This window comes from Burkholderia sp. BCC0044 (genome assembly GCF_902832955.1).
Taxonomy (GTDB): domain Bacteria; phylum Pseudomonadota; class Gammaproteobacteria; order Burkholderiales; family Burkholderiaceae; genus Burkholderia.
Genome location: NZ_CADFDO010000001.1, coordinates 1,827,521 through 1,852,298 on the forward strand (window position 1 = coordinate 1,827,521; position 24,778 = coordinate 1,852,298).

General features: G+C 68.3%; 23 protein-coding genes. 9 read left to right on the plus strand and 14 right to left on the minus strand.

Features of this window, described 5'->3' with window-relative positions; genetic code table 11:
* The first annotated feature begins 148 nt into the window (after positions 1-148).
* A complete protein-coding gene (locus HWX14_RS08205) occupies positions 149-871 on the plus strand; it encodes an FCD domain-containing protein (protein WP_175882257.1) in 723 nt (240 codons plus the stop codon).
* 40 nt (positions 872-911) lie between these two features.
* Here HWX14_RS08205 and cynR read toward each other — a convergent pair whose 3' ends face one another.
* Positions 912-1,802 (minus strand): transcriptional regulator CynR, encoded by an 891-nt coding sequence (cynR, locus tag HWX14_RS08210; RefSeq protein ID WP_175882258.1) that lies wholly within the window; start codon positions 1,800-1,802, stop codon positions 912-914.
* 315 nt (positions 1,803-2,117) lie between these two features.
* On the opposite strand from cynR, the gene HWX14_RS08215 reads away from it, so the two are divergent.
* Positions 2,118-3,317 carry an MFS transporter gene (locus HWX14_RS08215; RefSeq protein ID WP_175882259.1) on the plus strand — a complete coding sequence of 400 codons (1,200 nt, stop codon included), beginning with the start codon at positions 2,118-2,120 and terminating at the stop codon, positions 3,315-3,317.
* Positions 3,318-3,444: 127 nt separating this feature from the next.
* On the opposite strand, the gene HWX14_RS08220 is transcribed toward HWX14_RS08215, so the two are convergent.
* The gene (locus HWX14_RS08220) at positions 3,445-4,503 is read right to left on the minus strand and encodes an L-idonate 5-dehydrogenase (protein ID WP_175882260.1); all 1,059 of its coding nucleotides are present in this window, start codon (positions 4,501-4,503) and stop codon (positions 3,445-3,447) included.
* Between the two features lie 13 nt (positions 4,504-4,516).
* Positions 4,517-5,290 carry an SDR family NAD(P)-dependent oxidoreductase gene (locus HWX14_RS08225; protein ID WP_175882261.1) on the minus strand — a complete coding sequence of 258 codons (774 nt, stop codon included), beginning with the start codon at positions 5,288-5,290 and terminating at the stop codon, positions 4,517-4,519.
* 152 nt (positions 5,291-5,442) lie between these two features.
* Between HWX14_RS08225 and HWX14_RS08230 the strand changes: the two genes are divergently transcribed.
* Positions 5,443-6,333, plus strand: coding sequence for a LysR family transcriptional regulator (locus HWX14_RS08230; protein ID WP_175882262.1), 891 nt, complete (start codon positions 5,443-5,445; stop codon positions 6,331-6,333).
* 77 nt (positions 6,334-6,410) lie between these two features.
* Here HWX14_RS08230 and gap read toward each other — a convergent pair whose 3' ends face one another.
* Positions 6,411-7,421: a type I glyceraldehyde-3-phosphate dehydrogenase gene (gene gap / locus HWX14_RS08235; protein WP_175882263.1), complete on the minus strand. Its 1,011-nt coding sequence runs from the start codon at positions 7,419-7,421 to the stop codon at positions 6,411-6,413.
* 87 nt (positions 7,422-7,508) lie between these two features.
* Complete coding sequence (gene tkt, locus HWX14_RS08240) at positions 7,509-9,581, minus strand: transketolase (RefSeq protein ID WP_175882264.1); 2,073 nt, start codon at positions 9,579-9,581, stop codon at positions 7,509-7,511.
* 215 nt (positions 9,582-9,796) lie between these two features.
* On the opposite strand from tkt, the gene speE reads away from it, so the two are divergent.
* The 3 genes from speE (at position 9,797) to HWX14_RS08255 (ending at position 11,943) form a co-directional block, all read left to right on the plus strand.
* Entirely contained in the window at positions 9,797-10,654 is an 858-nt protein-coding gene (speE, locus tag HWX14_RS08245; protein ID WP_175882265.1) for a polyamine aminopropyltransferase, read from the plus strand.
* Between the two features lie 87 nt (positions 10,655-10,741).
* The gene (locus HWX14_RS08250; protein ID WP_069616776.1) at positions 10,742-11,158 is read left to right on the plus strand and encodes a glyoxalase/bleomycin resistance/extradiol dioxygenase family protein; all 417 of its coding nucleotides are present in this window, start codon (positions 10,742-10,744) and stop codon (positions 11,156-11,158) included.
* Positions 11,159-11,175: 17 nt separating this feature from the next.
* Positions 11,176-11,943, plus strand: coding sequence for a 16S rRNA (uracil(1498)-N(3))-methyltransferase (locus HWX14_RS08255; protein ID WP_175882266.1), 768 nt, complete (start codon positions 11,176-11,178; stop codon positions 11,941-11,943).
* A 159-nt stretch (positions 11,944-12,102) separates the two neighbouring features.
* On the opposite strand, the gene HWX14_RS08260 is transcribed toward HWX14_RS08255, so the two are convergent.
* The 3 genes from HWX14_RS08260 to HWX14_RS08270 form a co-directional block, all read right to left on the minus strand.
* Positions 12,103-12,666, minus strand: a complete 564-nt coding sequence (locus HWX14_RS08260) for a barstar family protein (RefSeq protein WP_006476945.1) — start codon at positions 12,664-12,666, stop codon at positions 12,103-12,105.
* 16 nt (positions 12,667-12,682) lie between these two features.
* Positions 12,683-13,114, minus strand: coding sequence for a ribonuclease (locus tag HWX14_RS08265; RefSeq protein ID WP_034182701.1), 432 nt, complete (start codon positions 13,112-13,114; stop codon positions 12,683-12,685).
* 377 nt (positions 13,115-13,491) lie between these two features.
* The gene (locus tag HWX14_RS08270; RefSeq protein WP_175882267.1) at positions 13,492-15,792 is read right to left on the minus strand and encodes an NADP-dependent malic enzyme; all 2,301 of its coding nucleotides are present in this window, start codon (positions 15,790-15,792) and stop codon (positions 13,492-13,494) included.
* Positions 15,793-15,968: 176 nt separating this feature from the next.
* On the opposite strand from HWX14_RS08270, the gene thiL reads away from it, so the two are divergent.
* The 3 genes from thiL to HWX14_RS08285 are packed head-to-tail and all read left to right on the plus strand — an operon-like array spanning position 15,969 to position 18,032.
* A complete protein-coding gene (thiL, locus tag HWX14_RS08275; RefSeq protein ID WP_175882268.1) occupies positions 15,969-16,967 on the plus strand; it encodes a thiamine-phosphate kinase in 999 nt (332 codons plus the stop codon).
* The gene (locus HWX14_RS08280) at positions 16,957-17,502 is read left to right on the plus strand and encodes a phosphatidylglycerophosphatase A (protein WP_175882269.1); all 546 of its coding nucleotides are present in this window, start codon (positions 16,957-16,959) and stop codon (positions 17,500-17,502) included. The genes thiL and HWX14_RS08280 overlap by 11 nt, the downstream gene beginning before the upstream one ends.
* Positions 17,503-17,531: 29 nt before the next feature.
* Positions 17,532-18,032, plus strand: a complete 501-nt coding sequence (locus HWX14_RS08285; protein ID WP_175882270.1) for a CinA family protein — start codon at positions 17,532-17,534, stop codon at positions 18,030-18,032.
* Between the two features lie 22 nt (positions 18,033-18,054).
* Here HWX14_RS08285 and HWX14_RS08290 read toward each other — a convergent pair whose 3' ends face one another.
* From HWX14_RS08290 to araG, 6 genes are all read right to left on the minus strand, one after another.
* Positions 18,055-19,113 carry a haloacid dehalogenase-like hydrolase gene (locus HWX14_RS08290; protein ID WP_175882271.1) on the minus strand — a complete coding sequence of 353 codons (1,059 nt, stop codon included), beginning with the start codon at positions 19,111-19,113 and terminating at the stop codon, positions 18,055-18,057.
* A 198-nt stretch (positions 19,114-19,311) separates the two neighbouring features.
* Positions 19,312-20,139, minus strand: coding sequence for an orotidine-5'-phosphate decarboxylase (gene pyrF / locus HWX14_RS08295; protein ID WP_050013849.1), 828 nt, complete (start codon positions 20,137-20,139; stop codon positions 19,312-19,314).
* A gap of 39 nt (positions 20,140-20,178) precedes the next feature.
* Positions 20,179-21,243: an aldose 1-epimerase gene (locus tag HWX14_RS08300; RefSeq protein WP_175882272.1), complete on the minus strand. Its 1,065-nt coding sequence runs from the start codon at positions 21,241-21,243 to the stop codon at positions 20,179-20,181.
* A 49-nt stretch (positions 21,244-21,292) separates the two neighbouring features.
* On the minus strand, positions 21,293-22,102 hold the full coding sequence (locus HWX14_RS08305) for an SDR family oxidoreductase (RefSeq protein WP_175882273.1): 810 nt from the start codon (positions 22,100-22,102) through the stop codon (positions 21,293-21,295).
* Between the two features lie 28 nt (positions 22,103-22,130).
* Positions 22,131-23,147, minus strand: a complete 1,017-nt coding sequence (gene araH / locus HWX14_RS08310) for an L-arabinose ABC transporter permease AraH (RefSeq protein ID WP_089444923.1) — start codon at positions 23,145-23,147, stop codon at positions 22,131-22,133.
* An 88-nt stretch (positions 23,148-23,235) separates the two neighbouring features.
* Positions 23,236-24,747 (minus strand): L-arabinose ABC transporter ATP-binding protein AraG, encoded by a 1,512-nt coding sequence (gene araG / locus HWX14_RS08315; RefSeq protein WP_175882274.1) that lies wholly within the window; start codon positions 24,745-24,747, stop codon positions 23,236-23,238.
* Positions 24,748-24,778 lie beyond the last annotated feature (31 nt).

The window sequence follows — 24,778 nt, forward strand, 5'->3', positions numbered from 1 at the left end:
ATGGTGGATAGTAGGAAGCCGATATAGTGGCGTCAAGGACGGACAAAATAGGGATTTCCCGCCCCTCGCCGGGGTCGGAACGTGCCGGAATCGGCTTGATCGTGGCTTACCCGTAGGCCGTTCATGCACTGCCCGCGTGCGGATTACAATGCTGGTCAGACCGGCCATCGCTCACATCATGAAGAACGTTCCGCATACCGTGACCGACGCCGCCATCGCGACGATCCGCGACCGGATCGAGGCAGGCGTGTATCCGGTCGGCAGCCTGCTGCCGGCCCAGCGCCAGCTCTCCGAAGAGCTGGAGATCAGCCGCGCGTCGCTGCGCGAGGCGCTGTCGACGCTCGAGGCGCTCGGGATGCTGCGCATCCGCGCCGGCAAGGGCGTCTATGTCGAAAGCGCGCAGGCGTCGGCCGCGCATCCGTGGCAATTCGCCGAGCAGTCGTCGCCGCCCGACACCTACCAGATGCGCTATGCGCTCGAAGGGTTCGCCGCGCGGATGGCCGCGCGCGTCGTGAGCGACGACGACATCGCGTGGTTCGAGGACAATCTCGCCGACCTGCACGTCGCGCTGACCGAAAGCGCGCTCGACGAGGCATCGCGGCTCGACTTCGACTTCCACATGCGGATCATCCACCTCGCCGGCAACGCGGCGATCGAGTCGATCCTGCGCAGCAGCGCGGACATCATGAAGGAAAGCCAGCGCATGCCGTTCTACCGACGCGAGCTGCTGCTGTCGACGTGGCACGAACACCGCACGATCGTCGACGCGCTGATCGCGCGCGATGCGGCGGCCGCCGGCACCGCGATCGAAACGCACATCGCGAACGCCGCGCAGCGCGCGGGCGTCTTCTTCCCGACGCCCGGCGCGTAATCCTCCCGCGCCGCGGCGGCCTGCCGCCCGGCCGTGCCGGTCACCGTTCCGACGGATCGCGATACGCGAGCACGCGCTCGATGAATGCGCGCGCCGCGACGCTGCGGTACGCGCCCTTGCGCGTGAGCAGCGCGGCCGTGCGCGTCGGCAGCGGCGGATCGATCTCCAGCGCGCACAGGTCGCCGCTCTCGCGCGCGACCGCGTCGGGCAGCACCGTCGCGAGCCGGCCGCGCCGCACGAGTTCCAGCACCGCGCTGACCGTATTCGTCTCGATCGCGATCCTGGGCTGCGCGCCATGCTCGACGAAATACCGGTCGATGCGCTCGCGTGTCGCGAACGCGCGGCTCAGCAGCACCAGCGGCTCGCCGCCGAGCTCGGCCGGCGTCAGCGCGCGACGCCGGCGCGCGAGGCGGTGCGTGCGGCCCGTCACCAGCGCGAGCGGCTCGTCCCACAGCGGCAGCGCTTCGATGTCCGGCGCGCGCGGCGGCATGAACGCGAAGCCGGCGTCGAGCCGGTCGTCGGCGAGCAGCGCCTCGATCTGCGCCTGCGGCATCGCGTCGATCGTCAGCGCGACGTTCGGATGGTCGGCATGGAACGCGTCGATCAGCGAGCCGCTCAGGTAGGCCGCGAAAGTCGGCATCATCGCGAGCCGCAGCGAGCCGCTGCCGAGATCGGCGACGTCGTGGAGCGCGCGCTGCCCGGTATCGAGTTCGCGCAGTGCGGCGCGCGCATGGCGCGCATAGATCTCGCCGAATTCGGTGAGCCGCACCGTGCGGCCCGAGCGGTCGAACAGCTGCACGCCGAGCGTGTCCTCGAGCTGGCGGACCTGCTGCGACAGCGTCGGCTGCGACACGTGCAGCACGTCGGCCGCGCGCGTGAAACTGCGCTCGTCGGCGACGGCCAGGAAATAGCGGATGTGGCGAAGGAGCATCGCGGCCAACGTATTGGTTTTGCCAATAGAGACCATAACGATCCAGTCTTGGACGCTATGGGTCGATTCCCGCATCATACGCACATCCGCTTTCCGTGCAGCGCCGCTGTCGCCGCCCCGAAGCGGCACGCCCGGGCCTGCCCTGCCTTCGCCCGCCGCACGACGATCCGCCGCCCGCCCGATCCGGGCCCGGCCGCGATCCGCCCGGCGCGCATCGGCTCACCGCCGATCCGTCGACGCCGGCCCCGATTTCCGTTACCTCCGCGCAGCCGACGGCCCCGTGCCGCCGGCCAGCGCCGCCGTTTTTTCGCGACCATGGAACCGCATCACGACAACCATCCTCCCCTCACCCGCGGCATGACGCTGCTGTTCGCGTGCGCGTGCGGCATCGTCATCGGCAACATCTATTACGCGCAGCCGCTGCTCGCGGCGATCGCGCACAGCTTCGGGCGCGCGCCGACCGAGCTCGGCTATCTCGTCACGCTGACGCAACTCGGCTATGCGGCCAGCCTGCTGCTGATCGTCCCGCTCGGCGACGCGGTCAATCGCCATACGCTGATCGTGCGGCTGCTGATGCTCAACGTCGTCGCGCTGGTCGCGGTCACGTTCAGCACGAACTTCACGATGTTCGTCGTCGCGAACGTCGCGGTCGGCTTCGTCACCTGCTCGACGCAGCTGCTGGTGCCGTTCGCGGCGTCGCTCGCCGATGCGCGCTCGCGCGGCCGCGCGGTCGGCACCGTGATGAGCGGGCTCCTGCTCGGCATCCTGCTCGCGCGCGTCGCGGCCGGCGCGATCGCCGACGGGTTCGGCTGGCGCGCGGTGTACGGCATCGCCGCGGCGATGGTGCTCGCGCTGACCGCCGTGCTCGCCGTGAAGCTGCCGAAGGATCGCCGCGACGCGCGCGTCGACTACGCGGCGCTGATGAAGTCGCTCGTCGCGCTGGTGCGCGCGCAGCCGCTGATCGCGCTGCGCTCGACCTACGGCGCGCTCGTGTTCGCGTGCTTCAGCCTGCTGTGGACGGGCCTCACGTTCTTGCTGAGCCAGCCGCCGTACAGCTATTCCGAAGGGCAGATCGGCCTGTTCGGCATCGTCGGCGCGGTGGGCGCGCTCGCGGCGACGTCGGCCGGCCGGCTCGTCGATCGCGGTCACGGCAATGCGGCCACGGGCCTGTTCGCGGCGGCCGTGCTCGCGTCGTTCGCGCTGATCGCGGCCGGCGCGCATTCGCTCGCGGCGCTGATCGCGGGCATCCTGCTGCTCGACGTCGGCGTGCAGGGCATGCACATTACGAACCAGAGCGTGATCTACGCGCTGGCCGGCAACGCGCGCAGCCGCGTGACGACGATCTACCTGACGAGCTACTTCATCGGCGGCGCGCTCGGCTCGTTCGCGGCGAGCGTCGCGTACGGCGTCGACGGCTGGCGCGGCGTGTGCATCGCGGGTGCCGCGCTGTCGGGCGTGCTGATCGCGCTGTGGCTCGCATCGCAACGCATCGGCGCGCGGCAGGTCACGCAGTGAGGCGGTAGTCCGGCCATCCGGCAGTCCGCTTCCGCCGCACGACGAAAAAGGCACGCGCCGCGCATCGCGGGCGTGCCTTTTTTTGCCAATGGCGCCGCTGCCGTCGCGACGCGCTAACGCCGTACCGTCACGCGGCCTCGTTCGCGAAATCGATCAGCACCTTCATCGCACGCTGGCGGTCGCCCGCCAGTTCGAACGCGAGATTCGCATCGCGCATCGGGAACACGCGCGTGACGGCCGGCCGCAAATCGACGCGCCCCGCGTTGATCAGCTGCACCGCGAGCGCGAATTCCGCGTGGAAGCGGAACGATCCGCAGATCGACAGTTCCTTCGCGACCACCACGTTCTGCGGCAGACTCACGTCGCCGCCGAGCCCGAGCTGCACGACGACGCCGCGCGGACGCATCACGTCCAATCCGTCGCGCAATGCACGCGCATTGCCCGAACACTCGATCATCACGTCGAACGTGCCCTTGTCGGCGCTGTAGCGTTCGATCCAGCCGGCATCGGCCGCCGCATTGATCGTGCGGTCCGCGCCGAGCGCGCTCGCCACAGCCAGCGGCGCGTCGACGACATCCGTCGCGACGATCTCCGCCGCGCCGTGCACGCGCGCCGCCGCGACCGCCAGCACGCCGATCGGCCCGCAACCCGACACGAGCACGCGCTTGCCGATCAGCGGGCCCGCGCGCGACACCGCGTGCAGCCCGACCGCGAACGGCTCGGCGAGCGCCGCGAGCGACAGCGGCACGTGGTCCGCCACCTTCACGCACTGCACCGCGTCGCACACGAGCGCGTTGCGGAACGCGCCCTGCACGTGCGGCATCCGCATCGCGCTGCCGTAGAAGCGCATGTCGAGACACTGGTTCGGCAGCCCTTCGAGACAGTAGCGGCACGCGCCGCACGGCCGGCTCGGATTGACCGCGACGCGATCGCCGACCTGCACCGACGTCACGTCCGGCGCCACTTCCGCGACCGTGCCGGCGACCTCGTGGCCGAGCACCATCGGCTGCTGCAGCCGGATCGCGCCGAAGCCGCCATGCCGGAAGTAATGCAGGTCGGAACCGCAGATCCCGCCCATCGCGACGTCGACGCGCACCTGGCCCGGGCCGATCTCGCCCGCGTCCTGCTCCTCGACCCGCAGGTCGTTCGGCCCGTGGATCACGACACACATGCAACGCATACGCATGACACGCTCCTTGTCAGACGGCACTCGTCAGCCCGCCATCCACGAACAGCGTCTGCCCGTTCACGAAATCGGATGCGGCCGACGCGAGGAAGATCGCCGCGCCGCACAGCTCGTCGACCTGCCCCCAGCGGCCGGCCGGCGTGCGCTTGCACAGCCAGTCCGAAAACGCCGCGTCGTCGACCAGCGCGCGATTCAGTTCGGTTTCGAAATAGCCGGGCGCGAGGCCGTTCGCCTGGATGCCGTGGCGCGCCCAGTCGGCGCACATCCCCTTGGTCAGCATTCGGACCGCGCCCTTGGTCGCCGCATACGGCGCGATCGTCGGCCGCGCGAGCTCGCTCTGCACCGAGCAGATGTTGATGATCTTGCCGCGGCCGCGCGCGATCATGTGGCGCGCCACCGCCTGCGCGACGTTGAACACGCCGTCGAGGTTCACGCGCATCAGCGCATGCCAGTCGTCCGGTTCGAATGCGTCGAGCGGCGCGCGGCGCTGGATGCCCGCGTTGTTCACGAGAATGTCGATCGCGCCGACGCGCGCCTCGAAATCGTCGACCGCCGCGCGCACCAGCGCGTGCTCGGCCACGTCGAACACCGCATGGTCGGCCGCGAAGCCTTCGTCGCGGAACTGGCGCGCGAGCGTCGCGGCCTTCGCTTCATTGCGATCGTTGATGACGATTGCCGCGCCGGCTTCCGCGAGCCCGCGGGCGAGCGTCAGCCCGATCCCGCGGCCGGAGCCGGTGATCAGCGCGCGGCGGCCGTCGAGGCGGAACCGGTCAAGTGCGTGGGTCATGGATGTCTCCTCGTGCCAGTCGAGCCGGCTGCCTGTCGCGGCCGGTCTCGCGTTGACGGTATCTTCGGCCGCCGGCCCGGTCCGCGCCAATGGTCTTTTTTGATCCGGTTATCATGAAAATTGATTACCGTCTGCTCTCGTGCCCCTCCCCCATGGAACTCAAGCAATTGCGCGCCTTCGTCACGCTCGCGGAAGAGCTGCATTTCGGGCGCGCCGCGCAGCGCCTGTGCATCGTGCAGCCCGCGCTGAGCATGCAGATCAAGGCGCTCGAGGCCGAACTCGGCGCGCGCCTGTTCGAGCGCGACCGGCACAAGGTCGAACTGAGCGACACGGGGCGCGTGTTCCTGCCCGAAGCGCGCGCGACGCTGCAGCAGGCCGCGCGCGCGGAACAGATGGCGCGGCTGTCGAGCCGCGGCGAAATCGGCACGCTGCGGATCGCGTTCGTGTCGTCGGTGTTGCCGGCGCTGCTGCCGGCCGTGCTGCGCACGATGCGCGAGCGCTATCCGTTGATCGCGCTCGAACTGAAGGACATGCCGACGCCCGACCAGATCGCCGCGCTGCGCGACCGGCGGATCGACTTCGGGATGATCCGGCTGCCGGCCGCGTATGCGGGCATCGACATGCGCGTGGTGCTCGAGGAAGGCTTCGTCGTCGCGCTGCCGCTCGACCACCCGCTCTCCGCGCACGCCACGATCGCGCCGGCCGCGTTGCGCGGCCACCCGGTGTTCGTGCTCGCGCGCCGCTACGCGCCCGGCTTTCACGACGACATGCTGCTCGCGCTGAGCCGCGCGGGCACGACGCTCGAGATCGCGCAGGAGTTCGGCGAATTCACGACGATGCTCGCGCTCGTCGCGGCAGGAATGGGGATCGGGCTGATCCCGGCGGAAGCGGCCAGCGCGCTGCCGCCGAACGTGCTCGCGCGGCCGCTCGACCTGGCCGGTCACCGCAGCGGCATCGGCCTCGCGTGGACCGATCTCGACAGCCCGCTGAAGCGCGCGTTCGTCGACGCGATCGAGCACGTGACGGCGAACGCCGGGCAATAAAAAACCCGGCCGGGAAACCCCGGGCCGGGTTCGTTCGCCACGCGGGCCGCCTTGCAGCGGCCGCGCAACGTGCAGGATTACTTCGCGTTCGCGAATGCGATTGCCGTATCGAGCATGCGGTTCGAGAAGCCCCACTCGTTGTCGTACCAGCTCGACACCTTCACGAGACGGCCCGACACCTTCGTCAGCGTTGCGTCGAACGACGACGAAGCCGGGTTGTGGTTGAAGTCGATCGACACCAGCGGTGCGTCGTTGTAGCCGAGGATGCCCTTCAGCGCGCCTTCCGATGCTTCCTTCATGATCGCGTTGACTTCCTCGACCGTCGTGTCGCGCTTCGCGATGAACGACAGGTCGACGATCGACACGTTGATCGTCGGGACGCGGATCGCGTAGCCGTCGAGCTTGCCGTTCAGTTCCGGCAGCACGAGGCCGACGGCCGATGCGGCACCCGTCTTCGTCGGGATCTGGCTGTGCGTGGCCGAACGCGCGCGGCGCAGGTCTTCGTGATAGACGTCCGTCAGCACCTGGTCGTTCGTGTACGCGTGGATCGTCGTCATCAGGCCGGTTTCGAGGCCGATCTTGTCGTTCAGCGGCTTGACGAGCGGCGCGAGGCAGTTCGTCGTGCACGATGCGTTCGAGATGACCGTGTGCTCGGCCTTCAGCACGTCGTGGTTCACGCCGTAGACGATCGTCGCGTCGACGTCCTTGCCGCCCGGCGCCGAGATGATCACCTTCTTCGCGCCGCCCTTCAGGTGCGCGCTCGCCTTTTCCTTCGTCGTGAAGAAGCCCGTGCATTCCATCACGACGTCGACGCCCAGCTCGCCCCACGGCAGTTCGGCCGGGTTGCGGTTCGCCAGCACGCGGATCTTGTCGCCGTTCACGACGAGGTAGTCGCCGTCGACCGACACTTCGCCCGGGAACTTGCCGTGCGCGGTGTCGTACTGGGTCAGATGCGCGTTGGTCTTCGCATCGCCCAGGTCGTTGATCGCGACGATCTCGAGATCGTGCTTCTTGCCGTTTTCATAGAACGCGCGCAGCGTGTTGCGGCCGATACGGCCGTAGCCGTTGATTGCGACGCGAATCGTCATGGTCTATCTCCTGATGGCTGAAAAAATTCGTTTCGTGCAGCTTCACGGTGCGACGCGCGCAACGGGTGGCGCGCGCCGCGTATGCTTTTAGGCCAGCACGGCCTTGGCCGTCTCGACGACGTGCTCGACGGTGAAGCCGAAGTACTTGAACAGCACGCCGGCCGGCGCCGATTCGCCGAACGTGTCGATCCCGACGACGCCGCCGTCGAGGCCCACGTACTTGTGCCAGAAGCTCGTCACGCCCGCTTCGATCGCGACGCGGCGCACGCCGTGCGGCAGCACGCGTTCGCGGTATTCGGCGTCCTGGCGGTCGAACACGTTGGTCGACGGCATCGACACGACACGGGCCGCGATGCCCTGCTGCGCGAGCGGCTCGACGGCCTTCATCGCGAGTTCGACTTCCGAGCCCGTCGCGATCAGGATGATCTTGCGCGCGACGATTTCCTCGTCCCAGTCCTTCAGCACGTAACCGCCCTTCTCGATGTTGGCGATCTGCGCATCGGTACGCGGGTTGAACGCGAGGTTCTGGCGGCTGAAGATCAAGCTCGACGGACGGTCGGCGGCGATCGCGTGGGTCCAGGCAACAGCCGTCTCGACCGTGTCGGCCGGACGCCACACGTCGTGGTTCGGGATCAGGCGCAGGCTCGACACGTGCTCGATCGACTGGTGCGTCGGGCCGTCTTCGCCGAGGCCGATCGAATCGTGCGTGAATACGAAGATCGACGGCACCTTCATCAGCGCGGCCACGCGCAGCGCGTTGCGGCTGTAGTCGGAGAACGTCAGGAACGTGCCGCCGAACGGCTTGTGGCCGCCGTGCAGCGCGAGGCCGTTGATCGCGGCGCTCATGCCGAATTCGCGCACGCCGTAGTTGATGTGGTTGCCGAGCTGCACGCCCGCGCCTTCCGGATTCGCACGGACCGCCTTCGACGCCTTCCAGTTGGTCAGGTTCGAGCCGGTCAGGTCGGCCGAGCCGCCGAGCAGTTCGGGCAGTGCGGCGGCGAGGCCTTCGATCGCCTGCTGCGATGCCTTCCGCGTTGCGACCGTCTCGGCGCGCTCGTTCGCGCCGGCGATGATCGCCGCAGCCTTCTCGGCCCAGTCGGCCGGCAGCTGGTTCGCCATCCGGCGCTCGAATTCGGCGGCTTCCGCCGGGAACTTCGCGCGATACGCGGCGAACGTCGCGTCCCACTCCGACTCGGCGCGCTTGCCGGCTTCCTTCGCATCCCAGGCCGCGTAGACTTCCTGCGGAATCACGAACGGCTCCCACTTCCAGCCGAGCGCTTCGCGCGTCTTCGCGATTTCTTCCGCGCCGAGCGCCGCGCCGTGCACGTCGTGGCCGCCGGCCTTGGTGGCCGCGCCCTTGCCGATCACCGTCTTGCAGCAGATCAGCGTCGGCTTGTCCGACAGCTTCGCCTTCGCGATGGCCGCATCGACCGCATCGACGTCGTGGCCGTTCACGTTCGGGATCACGTTCCAGCCGTATGCCTCGAAGCGCTTCGGCGTGTCGTCGTGGAACCAGTTGACGACGTCGCCGTCGATCGAGATGCCGTTGTCGTCGTACAGCGCGATCAGCTTGTTCAGCTTCAGCGTGCCCGCGAGCGAGCAGGCTTCGTGCGAGATGCCTTCCATCAGGCAGCCGTCGCCGAGGAACACGTACGTGTGGTGATCGACGATCTTCGCGCCGTCACGGTTAAACTCGTCGGCCATCAGCGCTTCGCCGAGCGCCATGCCGACCGCGTTCGCGAGACCCTGACCGAGCGGGCCGGTGGTCGTCTCGACGCCCGGCGTGATCCCGTACTCCGGGTGGCCCGGCGTCTTCGAGTGCAGCTGGCGGAAGTTCTTCAGCTCTTCGATCGGCAGATCGTAGCCGGTCAGGTGCAGCAGCGAGTACAGCAGCATCGAGCCATGGCCGTTCGACAGCACGAAACGGTCGCGGTCGGCCCAGTGCGGGTTCGTCGGGTTGTGCTTCAGATGGCGCGACCAGAGCGCGACGCCGATTTCGGCCATGCCCATCGGCATGCCGGGGTGGCCGGAGTTCGCTTGCTGGACGGCGTCCATCGCGAGCGCACGGATCGCGTTGGCCATCAGGGTGGTGGAGGCGGGAGACGAAGTCGTCATGTCGAGTCCGGAGAACGAGTCGAGGAAACGGGGGCACGGCGGCATCCGGAAGCTCGAGCGTCAATCGTTCCCGGCGCGCGGTGCGGCGCCTGACGGACGCGAAGCGGACGGAGCCAACGGACGAGGCTGCAAAGCTCGTCATTTTAACAGATGGGCCGGCATTTCCCTTGTCGGCGCGCAGTGTTCCGGCACGGTTTTCCGTCAAACCATCCGCCTCCTATAATTCAGGCGTCGGAACTGCCTGCCCCAGCGGCCCGCCCGTGAGCACCACCCTTCTCTTTCACCCGACCCCCGACGCCACCTACGGCTTCCCGAATGCGCGGCGGCTCGCGCACGTCGCGTCCGCGCACCAGCAGATCGAGGTCTGGGACACCCCGCAGCTCGGCCGGCTGTTCACGCTGGACGGCCGGCCGATGACGTCGGTCGGCGACGAGTTCGTCTATCACGAGTGCATGACGCACCCGGCCGCGCTCGCGCATCCGGCGCCGAGGAAGGCGCTCGTGCTCGGCGGCGGCGACGGCGGCGCGGCGCGCCAGTTGCTCAAGCATGCGTGCATCGAGCGGATCGTGATCGCGGAACTCGACGACGAGGTGGTCGGGATGGCGCGCCGCTATCTCGACGACGTGCACCAGGGCGCGCTCGACGACCCGCGCGTCGAGCTCGTGATCGGCGACGCCGCGCATTTCGTCGCGTCGACCGTCGAGCATTTCGATCTCGTCGTGTTCGACCTCACGCCGCCCGACTCGCCGGCGGCCGGACTCTACACGCGCGCGTTCTACGCACGACTCAAGCGAATCCTGACGCCGCGCGGCGCGATCTCGATGCATCTCGGCTCGCCGGTGTTCCATGCGGCGCGCATCGCCGCGCTGCTCGACGACCTGCGCGCGAGCTTCGCGGTCGTCGATCCGTTGTCCGCGCACGTGCCGCTGTACGGCTCGCAGTGGCTGATGGCGATCGCGAGCGACACGCTCGATGCGGCCGCGCTGTTCGCGCACGACGTCGACGAACGGCTCGCGGCCCGCCGCGTCCATGGCCTGCGCTACTACGATGCGCGGCTGCATGCGTCCCTCTTTGCCCTGCCGCGCGCGCTGCGCGATACACTGGGCGTTCGCCGCTGAACCTCCGGACGGCCGCAACGTTCCATTGTTCCCGCATGAGACCGGTGCAGGCGCGCAAGCGCCGACACCGTGCAACAGGAGATTTTCATGACCGATCCACGTCCGGCCAACGTGCCTTGGTTGACGCCCTACCTGGCCGTACGCAATGCGCGCGCGGCCATCGAGTTCTTCAAGGCCGCATTCGGCTTCACGGTGCGCGACGTGCACGACGAGGACGGCGCGATCATGCACGTCGAGATGGCCTATCGCGGCCAGCTGATCGTGATGTTCGCGCCCGAAGGCGCGTTCGGCTCGCCCGCGCTCACGCCGAAGCGCGCGAACGCCACCGCGCCGCAATCGTTCTATCTGTATGTCGACGACGTCGACGCCACCTGGCAGCGCGCGCTCGACGCGGGCGCGAAATCGCTGAGCGCGCCGCAGGATCAGTTCTGGGGCGACCGGTTCGCGCAGATCGAGGATCTCGACGGCTACCGCTGGGCGCTCGGGTGCCGTCTCGACGCATGACCGAAACCGCCACACGCATGAACGAAGCCACCACCACCGCGGCCGTGCCGCGCTTTTTCGTCGATGCCGCGTTGCGCGTCGACGCCACGCTCGCGTTGCCGGCCGACGTCGCGCGCCACGTGCAGGTGCTGCGCCTGCAGCCCGGCGACGTGCTCGCGTTGTTCGACGGCACGGGCGGCCAGTACCGCGCACGGCTCGTCGAAGTCGACAAGCGCAGCGCGCTCGTGCAGGTCGATACGTTCGAGCCCGCCGAGGCGGAGCCGCCCTATCGCGTGACGCTCGCGCAGGGAATCGCCGGCGGCGACAAGATGGACTGGGTGATCGAGAAGGCCGTCGAGCTCGGCGTCGCGGCGGTCGTGCCGCTGTCGACCGCGCGCGGCGTCGTGAAGCTGTCCGGCGAGCGCGCGGACAAGCGCGTCGCGCACTGGCGCGGCGTCGTGCGCGCGTCGTGCGAGCAATGCGGACGCAACCGCGTGCCCGACGTCGCGCCGGTGGCCGGCTTCCACGCGTGGCTCGATGCGCTGCCGGCCGCGCCGGCCGACGGCGAGTTGCGGCTGCTGCTGTCGCCGCGCGCGAGCATCCCGTTCGCGTCTCTGCCCGACGCGCCGCCCGCGGCGGCCGTCACGCTGCTGATCGGGCCCGAAGGCGGGCTGTCGCCCGACGAGGAAAATGCGGCCCGCGCACGCGGGTTCACCGCGCTGTCGCTCGGGCCGCGCGTGCTGCGCACCGAGACGGCCGGCGCGGCCGTGCTCGCGGCGTTGGCGGCGCGATGGGGCGGGTGGTGAAGCGCGTCGGCGCGCCGCGTTCAACGGCTCGGGATGCCGGCGTCGTGCCACGCACGCCACACCACGTCATGTAGCCGAGCGCGAATCGCGGACGCAAAAAAGCCCGCTCGAGGCGGGCTGATTGCCGGGTCGGCCGCGGGCCGACGTCCGCTGATGCGCTTACGCGAACGAGTAGAACACCCGGAACGCGACCTTGCGCTCGGCCCAGAATTCGGCCGCCTCGCGGAACACGTCGAGCAGCGTCTCGCGCCCTTCCTTGTCGAATTTCTGCGCAATCGGCAGCCCTTCGAGGACGATCACGAAACCGGGCTGCGCGCCGGCCTTCGCGACGAGGTCGGTCAGGCAGTCGTACAGCGCGTCGTAGTTCTTCCCGAAATGCTTCGGAAACAGGAACGAGGTCGCGATCGTTTCCATCACTTCCTGCTTCGACTGCGCGGCGCCGCAATACGCATACAGGAAATGCTGGCCGAGCCGACCGGCTTCGTCGGCGAGATCCTGCACGCGGAACGCGCGGATCGACTGCACGAGATTGGGTCGCACGGTCGTGAAAAGGCTCATAGGCTCCTCGTTCGATGAAAGCCCGGGCTCGGCTTCCTGTTGCTCCGGCGTGCCGCCGGCCTGCGCCGCCGCGTGCAGCTGAATCACACGCTGAAACAGATTGCCGTCGCCGGCCGCGAACAGTTCCGCCGCCGCCGTATCGTGCGCGTAGATGGAGTCGCTCATGCCATTCGTCCCGAAGTCATTCAACAATACGTTTAAAACTGTTGTAGTGGTCGCCCGTGTAATAACAGTTGTCGATCCGGCGCAACGGCCCGCCACAGACGATCCGGCGCGCGCCGCGATTGCGCGCACGCGGCGTCGGCACCGTGTACTCATGGTAGTAGCCGCGCTTCGCCTTCGGCAGGATTCGCTCGCGATTGCCGAACACGACGCCGTCTTTCTCGTACGGATAGGGACCGCCGGCGCCGATCAGGCCCAGCGTGGTCACGGCCTCGCGCGGAAGACGGGCGGTCGGGATCGTATCGAGCCCGCTCGCGGCCACGTCGGCCGAAACGGCCTCCCGTGCGTAAGCGGCGGAAACCAGACTGCCCGTCGGCGTGCCGACGATACCCATCGCGAACATCGCGAAGACGGACGCGAGCGCGCCGTTGCGGAGCCACTTGCGTGCCATGAACCAGGGTTCCCGCTGTTAAATCAAGTAGTTGACGACCAACAAAGGCGTTAGCGTAGCGTTATTGGCCGCGCGAATCAATGTCCGTTTGGGATTCGAAAGCCTCGCGATACCCGTCATTCCGTATTTCTTACCGAAATTACACTACATTTATCTTACATGAGATAAAATGCGTGCGGCATCTTTCATATGGCGAGACTCTGCCTCCTTGCCACACTCCTTACCCGAAGTGGAAAGATGCTGCTGTTGCTTTAGGGGAGGCGCGGTTGCGCCCTGCCCGCGGCGTGCCCATTGCGGGCACGCCTCTTTTTGCTTTTGTTTACAATTTTGCCCGACGCGCGGCACCGGTTCGACCGGCGCCGCGCGTTCGTTTCGGCTCAGCGCGCGGCGTTGACGTCGGCGACCAGCAGCGCCGCCATGTTGACGATGCGACGAACGGTCGCCGATTCGGTCAGCACGTGCACCGGCTCCGCGGCGCCCAACAGGATCGGCCCGATCGCGATGTTGTTGCCCGCGGCCGTCTTCAGTAGGTTGTACGCGATGTTCGCGGCGTCGATGTTCGGCAGGATCAGCAGGTTCGCGTCGCCTTCCAGCGTCGATTCCGGCAGGATTTCCTTGCGCAGCGCCGCGTCCAGCGCGACGTCGCCGTGCATCTCGCCGTCCACCTTCAGGTCCGGCGCGGTTGCCTGCAGGATCGCGAGCGTATCGCGCATCTTCTTCGCCGAAGGGGCGTTGCTCGTGCCGAAATTCGAGTGCGACAGCAGCGCGACCTTCGGCTCGATGCCGAAGCGGCGCACTTCTTCCGCGGCCATGATCGTGATCTCGGCCAGTTCTTCCGGGGTCGGATCGACGTTCACGTGCGTATCCACGAGGAAAATCTGGCGGCCCGGCAGCACGAGGCCGTTCATCGCCGCGTACACGCTGCAGCCCGGGCGCTTCCCGATCACCTGGTCGATGAAGTGCAGGTGGCGGTGCGTGGTGCTGATCGTGCCGCAGATCATCCCGTCCGCTTCGCCCTTCTTCACCAGCATCGAGCCGATCAGCGTCGTGCGGCGGCGCATTTCGACGCGCGCGAGCTGCTCGCTGATGCCCTTGCGCGCCATCATCTTGTGGTACGTCTGCCAGAAGTCGCGGTAGCGCTCGTCGTGCTCGGTGTTGACGACCGTGAAATCGGTGCCGGGCGTGAGACGCAGCCCGTAGCGCTGAATACGATGCTCGATCACCGACGGGCGGCCGATCAGGATCGGCTTCGCGAGTTTTTCGTCGACGATGATCTGAACGGCGCGCAACACGCGCTCTTCCTCGCCTTCCGCGAACACGACGCGCTTCTTCTCTTCCGGCGCGGCGCGCGCGATCTGGAAGATCGGCTTCATCGTCGTGCCGCTGTGATACACGAACTGCTGCAGGTGCTGCTTGTACGCGTCCATGTCCTCGATCGGGCGCGTCGCAACGCCGCCGTCCATCGCGGCCTGCGCGACGGCCGGCGCGATCTTCACGATCAGGCGCGGATCGAACGGCTTCGGAATCAGGTATTCGGGCCCGAACGACAGATCCTGGATGCCGTACGCGGTCGCGACGATGTCGCTCTGCTCGTGCTGCGCGAGTTCGGCGATCGCGTTGACTGCGGCGATCTCCATTTCACGCGTGATCGTCGTCGCGCCGACGTCGAGCGCGCCGCGGAAGATGAACGGGAAGCACAGGACGTTGTTGACCTGGTTCGGGTAGTCGGTGCGGCCGGTCGCGAGAATCGCGTCGGGGCGCACTTCGAGCGCCGCTTCCGGCAGGATTTCCGGCGTCGGATTCGCGAGCGCGAGGATCAGCGGGCGTTCGGCCATGCCCTTCACCATCTCCTGCTTCAGCACGCCGGCGGCCGACAGGCCGAGGAAGATGTCCGCGCCGTCGATCACTTCGGCGAGCGTGCGGGCGTCGGTTTCGCGCGCGAAGCGCTCCTTGTCCGGATCCATCAGCTCGGTGCGGCCCTTGTAGACCACGCCGGCCAGGTCGGTCACCGTGATGTTCTCGAGCGGCAGGCCGATGTCGACCAGCAGGTCGAGACAGGCGAGCGCGGCCGCGCCCGCACCGGATGCGACGAGCTTGACCTTCTTGATGTCCTTGTCGACGACCTTCAGGCCGTTCGTGACGGCCGCGGCCACGACGATCGCGGTGCCGTGCTGGTCGTCGTGGAACACCGGAATCTTCATCCGCTTGCGCGCTTCGCGCTCGACGATGAAGCAGTCCGGCGCCTTGATGTCTTCGAGGTTGATCCCGCCGAAGGTCGGCTCCAGCGCGGCGATCACGTCGACCAGCTTGTGCGGGTCCGACTCGTTCAGCTCGATGTCGAACACGTCGATGCCCGCGAACTTCTTGAACAGCACGGCCTTGCCTTCCATCACCGGCTTCGACGCGAGCGGGCCGATGTTGCCGAGACCGAGCACCGCCGTGCCGTTCGTCACGACGCCGACCAGGTTGCTGCGCGCGGTGAAGCGCGCCGCGTTCAGCGGATTCTCGACGATCTCCTCGCACGCGAACGCCACGCCCGGCGAATACGCGAGCGCGAGGTCGCGCTGGTTGATCATCTGCTTGGTCGGGGCGATCGCGATTTTCCCGGGGGTCGGGAATTCGTGATAGTCGAGGGCGGCTTCGCGGAGCTTGGCTTTGGAGGAGGCTTGGGTGGACATGTGTCTCGTGACGGGCGGATTAGAATAACTGTTCGACGGCATTGTAGCGCCAATCATCGGCCGCCAGACCGGCGATTCGGGTGCGACAGCCGCGACAAAAATGTACCGGATGGTGCAGAAGCGCCGCCGCCCGCCTCGTACAATGCCGTTCCTTCAACCGTTTCGGATCGCCCGCCGTGCCAGCCGCCCTCTCCGAGTTTTCGCTGATCGAACGCTTCTTCACGCGCCGCGCCGCGCAGGGTGCCCGCGCGTCGACGCTCGGCATCGGCGACGATTGCGCGCTGATTACGCCCCGATCCGGGAAATTGCTGGCCATTTCGACGGACATGCTGGTGGAAGGCCGCCACTTCTTCCCCGATGTCGCGCCCGACGCGCTCGGCCACAAGACGCTCGCGGTCAATCTGTCGGACCTCGCGGCGATGGGCGCCGAGCCGCGCGCGTTCACGCTCGCGTGCGCGCTGCCGCGTGCCGACGCCGCGTGGCTCGAGGCGTTCAGCGACGGCCTCTTCGCGCTGGCCGAACGCTACGGTTGCGAACTGATCGGCGGCGATACCACAAGCGGGCCGCTGAACCTGTGCGTGACCGTGTTCGGCGAAGTCGCGCCCGACGCGGCGCTGCGGCGCGATGCCGCGCGCGACGGCGACGACGTGTGGGTGTCCGGCACGCTCGGCGATGCGCGCGCGGGCCTCGGCGTCGCCCGCGGCGAATGGACGGCCGGCGCGGATGAAGCCGCCGCCTTCCGGCAGGCGCTCGAGCGGCCCGAACCGCGCGTCGCGCTGGGGCTCGCGCTCGCGGGCGTCGCGCACGCGGCGCTCGACCTCTCGGACGGCCTCGCCGGCGACCTCCAGCACATCCTGACGCGCTCGAACATGCGCGCCGAAATCGACGCCGACGCAGTGCCGCGCTCGGCCGCGCTCGCGACGCTGCCGCCCGACGTGCAGCGCCGCTGCACGCTGGCCGGCGGCGACGACTACGAACTGTGCTTCACCGCGCCGGCGGCGGCCCGTGCGGCGGTCGAAGCGGCCGGCGCCAAGGCCGGCGTGCCGGTCACGCGAATCGGTACAATACGCGCGTTGTCCGCGCCGTCGGCGCAACCCGCCATCGCGTGGCGCGACGCCGCCGGCGCGCCCCTCGCTCTCACGTTGCACGGTTTCGACCACTTCCATGCAGACTGATCCGACGCCCGCACACGCCGCGGCCGAGCCCGGCGCCGCGCAGCCCGCGCCGACCCGCGTGACGGCCCGCTTCATGCTGTCGCACCCCGCGCATCTCGTGTCGCTCGGCTTCGGCAGCGGCCTCGCGCCGATCATGCCGGGCACGTTCGGCTCGCTGTTCGGCTGGCTCACGTTCGTCGTGCTCAACCGCTATCTGACGGTACCCGAATGGTGGGCGCTGATCGCCGTGGGCTTCGTGGCCGGCACGTGGGTCACCGGTTTCACCGCGAAGAAGGCCGGCGTGGCCGATCCGGGCGCCGTCGTCTGGGACGAGATCGTCGCGATCTGGCTCGTGATGCTGTTCGTCACGCCCGCGACCTTCGTCGGCCAGCTGTGGGCGTTCGTCGCGTTCCGCTTCTTCGACATGCTCAAGCCGCCGCCGATCCGCTACTTCGACCGCCGCCTGCAAGGCGGGCTCGGCATCATGGTCGACGACCTCGTCGCCGCGTTCATGACGCTGCTCGTGATCGCCCTGTGGCGCTCCGTCGCCGGCTGACCGATTTCCCGACTCGTTTCCCGACGCGCATGCCAACCGATTCCGTCGTCCATCAGCTTGCGATCCGCGCAGGCAACAAGCTGCGTGACGAGCACCTGACGCTCGCCACCGCCGAATCCTGCACCGGCGGCATGATCGCCACGGCGATCACCGACATTTCCGGCAGCAGCCAGTGGTTCGAGCGCGGCTTCGTCACGTATTCGAACCAGGCCAAGATCGAGATGATCGGCGTGCCGTCCGACCTGATCGACAAGCACGGCGCGGTCAGCGAGCCCGTCGCGCGCGCGATGGCCGAAGGCGCGCTGCGCAACAGCCGCGCACAGGTCGCGCTGTCCGTCACCGGCATCGCGGGCCCGGGCGGCGGCAGCGAGACGAAGCCGGTCGGCACCGTGTCGTTCGCGTGGAGCAACCGGCTGCATACCGACGTCGAAACAGTCGTGTTCAAGGGCGATCGCGAACAGATCCGCACGCAGGCGGCCGCGCATGCGCTGCGCGGGCTGCTGAAGCTGCTCGACGAGCGCGAACGCTGATCGGGCCGCGCCCCTCGCGCTCTTATTGAATCGCGTCGGGCTTCACGACGATCCAGTTCTTGTCCGCCGTCACCGGCAGCCCGAGCGCCTTCTGCTTCGCGGCCGATTCGTCCGACCACGCGCGGATCTGCGTCATCTGCTTGTCCTTCTTGTTGACCCACACGCGCACGCCGCCGCGCGCGACGTCGGTCGCGTTCAACAGCATGTAGCCGTCGGACGTCGGCGTGTCGCCCGCGACGAGCACCGGCTTCTTCCACTGGTCGATCCAGCCGACGATCGAACCGAGCTTGCCTTCGTACCACGTCATCGGGTTCATCAGGAACGGCGTGATCACGAGGTTGCGGTTCTCGGCCTCGTCGTACTTGCCGGCCTTGATCTGCAGCCGCGACGTGGTCAGCGCGCCGGTCGCCGGGTTGCGCAGCAGCGTCGTCACGCCGATCACGTTCTGCGGCTTCACGTTGTAGCCGTACTTCGGGTCGGCCAGCACGAGCCGCGCGAGCTCCTCGTGCGCGGCCGTCATCACGTAGACGTCGATGCCGTTTTCGCGCAGCGCGTTGTACAGCTCCTGCATCCCGCGGAAGAAGCGCGGCGGGTTCACCGTGCCGTCGACGACCTTGTCGCCCTGCCAGTAGCGGATCGGGATCGGCTTGCCGTCGGCGAGCATCGCGTCGATATGGCGCTTCAGGTCGGCGAGCGACTGCCCGGCGAATGCCTGCGCGATCCACGGGTAACAGACCAGATCGTCGATCTCGCACAGCCGGTAGTAATAGCTCGTCAGCGATTCCTTGTAGTCGGCGGAATCCTTGAACGGGATCAGCTTCAGCGACGGGTCGAGCGAATCGCGCGTCAGCACGCCGCGGTTCTCGAGGTACGGCAGCAGCGCTTCTTCGAGGTCGTAGCGGTAGGTCGTGTTGTCGGCGTCGAACACCGCGTAGTCGCCGCGGTTCGCGTGCGCGGCGATCATCGCGTTCAGCGCCTTCGCGCTGTCGGCCGGCCAGTGCGACAGATCCGCCGCATGGGCGAAGGTCATGCACAGCGACGCGGCGAACGCGCTCAGAAGACGGCGGGACAGCTTGGGCATGGCGTCGCTCCTTTTCTTGACATTTTTGTGACGGATCGGTGACAAGAAGCAGCATCGCGCGACTAAATTGCGCACATGCGATACGGAAGCGACGGGAAATTGTTCGCGTGCGCCAGGACGGCGAACACGCGATGAAGGCGCGCGGCCCGCGAACGCGGGCCCGGCGATGCGAGGCCGCCCGGGCGGGCGGCCCGTATGTCAGCGATGCGCGTTGATCGTGTCGCGCGTCTTCTGCGCGGCGAGCGCCGCGGCTTCCGCGAAATCCTCGCCCTTGCTCGCGTACAGGATCGCGCGCGACGAGTTGATCATCATCCCGGTGCCGTCGGCCGTGCGGCCCGCGTTGACGGTCGCCTGCACGTCGCCGCCCTGCGCGCCGATGCCGGGGATCAAGAGCGGCATGTCGCCGACGATCCCGCGCACGATCTCGATTTCCTTCGGGAACGTCGCGCCGACCACGAGGCCGAGCTGGCCGTTCCGCGCGTTCCACTTGTTCGCCGCGAGATCGGCGACGACCTGGTACAGCGGCCGGCCGTTGGTATCGAGGAACTGCAGGTCCGAGCCGCCCGGATTCGACGTGCGGCACAGCACGATCACGCCCTTGCCTTCGTGCTCGAAGTACGGCTCGACCGAGTCGTAGCCCATGTACGGGTTCACCGTGACGGCGTCCGCGCGATAGCGCTCGAACGCCTCGCGCGCGTACTGCTCGGCCGTGCTGCCGATGTCGCCGCGCTTCGCGTCGAGGATCACGGGCAGGCCCGGATGCTGGAGATGGATGTGCGCGATCAGCCGCTCGAGCTGGTCTTCCGCGCGATGCGCGGCGAAGTACGCGATCTGCGGCTTGAACGCGCTCGCATACTGCGCGGTCGCGTCGACGATCTGCCGGCAGAACTCGAAGATCGCGTCGGGCTGGCCGTCGAACTGCACGGGAAAGCGCGACGGCTCGGGATCGAGGCCGACGCACAGCAGCGAATTCGTGCGCTGCCACGCGGCGCGCAGCGATTCAATGAAAGTAAGCGGGGAAGACATGGCGGATACTCGCGGCAAACCGTTGGTAGACCGCGTATTTTACCCGCGTCGCCGGGCTCCCTCGCGTGTCGCGGCATGGCTGCGCGTATCGGTGCGCTCGACCGTGAACGCGAAACGCCGCGTGAGCCGCTCGCCGGGCGCGAGCAGCGTCATCCCGTGCGCGGTCGCGCCGCCCGGCAGGTTCACCGCGTTGATCGGATGATCGACCGGCTCGAAGCAGAAGAAATCCTCGCCCGGCGGCGTATAGAGCACGTACGCGTCGGCGTCGGCCGCGACGGTCAGCGACAGCCGGCGGTGCGGCCAGCTCACCGTCGCGTGACCGCCCCAGCCGGTGAACGCATGATTGACGAGCGCGGCCGGCAGCGGATACGCGACGCCGAACTGCCAGGCCGGCGGCACGCTGACGTGCCGCACCGGCAGGAAATCGGCGCCCGACAACCACAGCCCGCCCGCCGCCGCGGCCAGCTCGGTCACCGCATCGCGCACCAGGAACGGATGCACGCCGAGCCCGAACGGCAGCCGCGCGCGGCCCGCGTTCTCGATCGTCAGCGCGATCGACAGCGTCGCGTCGTCGAGTTCGAACGACTGGATCGCGCGGAACGCATACGGCGCGCCGCCGGCGCGGTCGAGCGACAGTTGCAGCGACGTGTCGGTCGCATCGTCCACCTGCCACGGCGCGAGCCAGCCGTCGCCGTGGATCGGCAGCGGCTCGTCGCGGCGGTTGCACGGCACCGCGATCTTGCGCCCGTCGCATTCGAAGCGCCCGTCGCCGATCCGGTTCGAGTACGGCAGCAGCGGATAGCACGCAAGCTCGTTCGGGTCCGTCGCCGCCTCCGGCTGCTCGCAACGGCGGAACACCGGCATCAGCACGCCGTTGTCGCCGCGCCAGTCGAAGCGCGCGATGCCGCCGCCGAGGTGCGGCAGCACGTCGAGCCGCAGCGACGCGTTCGACAGCGTGACGACCGCCGCATGCGCGGTGCCGACGCCCTGCGCGAACACGGCCGTCTGCGGGCCCGGGCTGACCGGCTGGGCGGCGGCGGCCAGACGCGCGCGGCGCGACTGGCTGGTGGACGACGACGATGCGCGCGAGGACGTGGCGGTCATGGTGAACTCCTTTCCTTCGTCGAAGAAACGATGCAGGTCGTGCGAACGGTCAGGCCCAGCCGCCGTCGACGATCACGTCCTGCGCGGTGATCATCCGGCTGTCGTCGGCCGCGAGAAACAGCGCCATCCGCGCGAGGTCGGCCGGCAGCAGTTCGGCGTCGATGCACTGGCCGGCCTTGATCGCCGCGCGGCCCGCGTCGTCGAGCCACAGCCGGCGCTGCTTGTCGGTCATCACCCAGCCGGGCACCAGCGAATTCACGCGGATGCCGAACGGGCCGAGGTCGCGCGCGAGGCCGCGCGTCAGGCCCTGCACGGCCGCCTTCGCCATCACGTAGACGGGATAGCCGCCGTTCTTCAGCATCCAGCTGATCGAGCCGAGATTGACGATCGAGCCGCCGCCCTGCCGCTTCATGTCGTCGATCACCGCCTGCGCGGCGAAGAACTGATGACGCAGGTTCACCGCGATGCCCGCGTCGAACGACGCGGGCGTCACGTCGCCGATCGCATGGCGCGTGTCGTTCGCCGCATTGTTCACGAGCACCGCGATCGCGCCGATGCGCGCGCGGATCGCGTCGATCGCGCGGCGCAGCGCGTCGACGTCGGTCAGGTCGCAGGACAGGAACAGCGGCGCATGGCGCGCATGCGCGAGGCGTTCGGCCAGCGCGGCGCCGGCCGCCGCGTCGAGGTCGACGAACGCGACGCGCGCACCCTGTTCGGCGAAGTGCTCGACGAACGACGCGCCGATGCCGGTCGCGCCGCCCGTGATCAGCACCGCGCGATCCTGGAGGCTCGGGTATCGTGCGTAGCGCGCGTCGCTCGCCGCGGCATGCGGATCCTGCGCGGGTGTTTCGATGGTCATGCGGATCGTCTCCGTGGAAACAGGTCGGTCAGTCGCGTACGCCGCGGTTCTTCAGCTGGTCGAGCAGCACGGCCGCGAGCAGGATCGCGCCGCGCACCAGGTACTGGTAGAACGCGTCGATGTTCAGCAGGTTCATCACGTTCTCGACGGTGCCCATGATCAGCACGCCGATCACGACGCCCGAGATCGTCGCCCGCCCGCCCATCAGCGACACGCCGCCGAGCACGCATGCGGAGATCACGTTCAGCTCGAAGCCCTGCGCGGCGTTCGGCTGGCCCGACGTGATGCGCGACGCGAGGATCACGCCCGCGAGCGCCGTCACCGCGCCCTGGATCAGGAAGATGTACACGCGCGTGCGTTCGACGTTGATCCCCGCGAGCCGCGACGCTTCCGGGTTGCCGCCGATCGCGAGCGTGTTGCGGCCGTACACGGTCTGGTTCAGCAGCACGCCGAAGCCGATGAAACACAGCAGCGTGACCCAGATCGGCAGCGACACGCCGAACATCGACAGCCCGCCGAGCGCGATGAAGGTATCCGACGACACGCCGACCGCCTGGCCCTTCGACACGATGAAGCCGAGCCCGCGCACGATCTCCATCGTCGCGAGCGTCGTGATCAGCGCGTTGATCCGCAGGTATGCGATCACCGCGCCGTTCACGAAGCCGATCGCGGCGCCGGCCGCGACCGCCGCGACGATCGCGACGAACGTGTTGTCGGTCGCGTTCAGCACCATCGCGCACAGCACGCCGGAGAACGCGACGGTCGAGCCGATCGACAGGTCGAAGTCGCGCGACGCGAGACAGAACATCATCGTGCACGCGACCATGCCGATCTGCGAGATCGACAGCGCGAGGCCGAGCATGTTGTCGATCGAGAAGAAGTGATCGACGGTCAGCGACATCGTGATGAACATCACCGCGAAGATCGCGATCAGGCTGTATTCGGTCAGATGCTGCCACCACTTCTGGCGGTCGCTCTGCTGCGGAACCAGCGCGTCGGCCGACGGCTTCACGGCGGCGCTGCCAAGGTTTTCGTTGACTTGCATGGTGTGTCTCCTGCTCCTGCATCGCGCGGCCCGCGCCGCGCGTGTTCGATTCGAATGTCCCGGGCTTGTCCCGACGTAGCCGGCCGCGTCAGGCCGCCTCGACCACGCTCGTCTGCGGCAGCGCGAGGTTCAGCACCGCGTGCTCGTTCGCCTGTTCGCGCGGCAGCTCGCCGGCGATCCGGCCTTCGCGCATCACGACGACGCGGTCGGACACGCCGAGCACTTCCGGCAGTTCCGACGACACCATCACGATCGCGCAGCCGCGCTCCGCGAGCCGGTAGATCACGTCGTAGATCTCGTGCTTCGCGCCGACGTCGATCCCGCGCGTCGGCTCGTCGAGGATCACGACCTTCAGGTCGGGCTCCGCGAGCCAGCGCGACAGGATCGCCTTCTGCTGGTTGCCGCCCGACAGGAAGCGGATCTTCTGCCGCCGGTTCGGCGTCTTGATCTTCAGCCGCTGGATGAAGCGGTCGGCCGTCGCGCTTTCTGCCTTGCCGTTGATGAACAGCCCCGCGCGCAGCGAATGGCGCCGGCAGCTGATGTTGATGTTCTCGGCGACCGACGCGATCGCGATGATCCCTTCTTCCTTGCGGTCCTCGGGGCACAGCACGATGCCGTGACGGATCGCGTCGCCGGTGCGCTTCACGTCGATGCGCTTGCCGTCGAGCGTCAGCACGCCCGCGCGCCGACGGTCCGCGCCGTACACGAGCCGCATCAGCTCGCTGCGGCCCGCGCCGACGAGCCCGAAGAAGCCGACGATCTCGCCCGCGCGCACCGAGAAGCTCGCCGGTTCGCGCAATGCCGGGCCGTCGACGCCTTCGGCGGAGAACCGCACGTCGCCGAGCGCGCGCGGCGCGTAATGGTAGATGTCCGCGATCTCGCGCCCGACCATCTCGGCGACGAGTCGCTCGCGCGGCACGTCGGCCAGCGCTTCGTGCGACGCGATCTTGCGCCCGTCGCGAAAGATCGTGCACGCGTCGCACAACCGGTAGATCTCGTCCATCCGGTGCGAGATGTAGATCAGCGCACGGCCCTGCGCGCGCAGGTCCTCGACCAGCTTGAACAGCACTTCCGTCTCGCGGTGCGACAGCGAGCTCGTCGGTTCGTCGAGCGCGATCACGCGCGCATTGCGCATCAGCGCCTTGCAGATCTCGACCATCTGCCGCTGCGCGATCGACAGCCGCCCGAGCCGCGCGTCGGGATCGAGATCCACGCCCATCTCGGCGAGCCGCTCGCGCACGTAACGCTTCGCCTCGCGCTTCCTGACCCAGCCGAACGCGTTCGGCAGGCGGCCGAGCAGCAGGTTTTCCGCGACCGTCAGGTCGGGCACGTACTGCAATTCCTGGTGAATCACCGCGATGCCGGCCGCGATCGACGCGGCCGCATTCGCGAACTGCACGGGCTGGCCGTCGACCAGCACGCTGCCCGCATCGGGCTGATATTCGCCGCCGAGAATCTTCAGCAGCGTCGACTTGCCCGCGCCGTTCTCGCCCATCAGGCCATGCACCTCGCCCGCATGCACGTCGAACGAAATGCCGTCGAGTGCGCGCACGCCGGGAAATACCTTGCCGATATTGTCAAAACGCAGTGCCGCTGACACGTCGTCTCCCCACTTCCGGATCCATCGACCG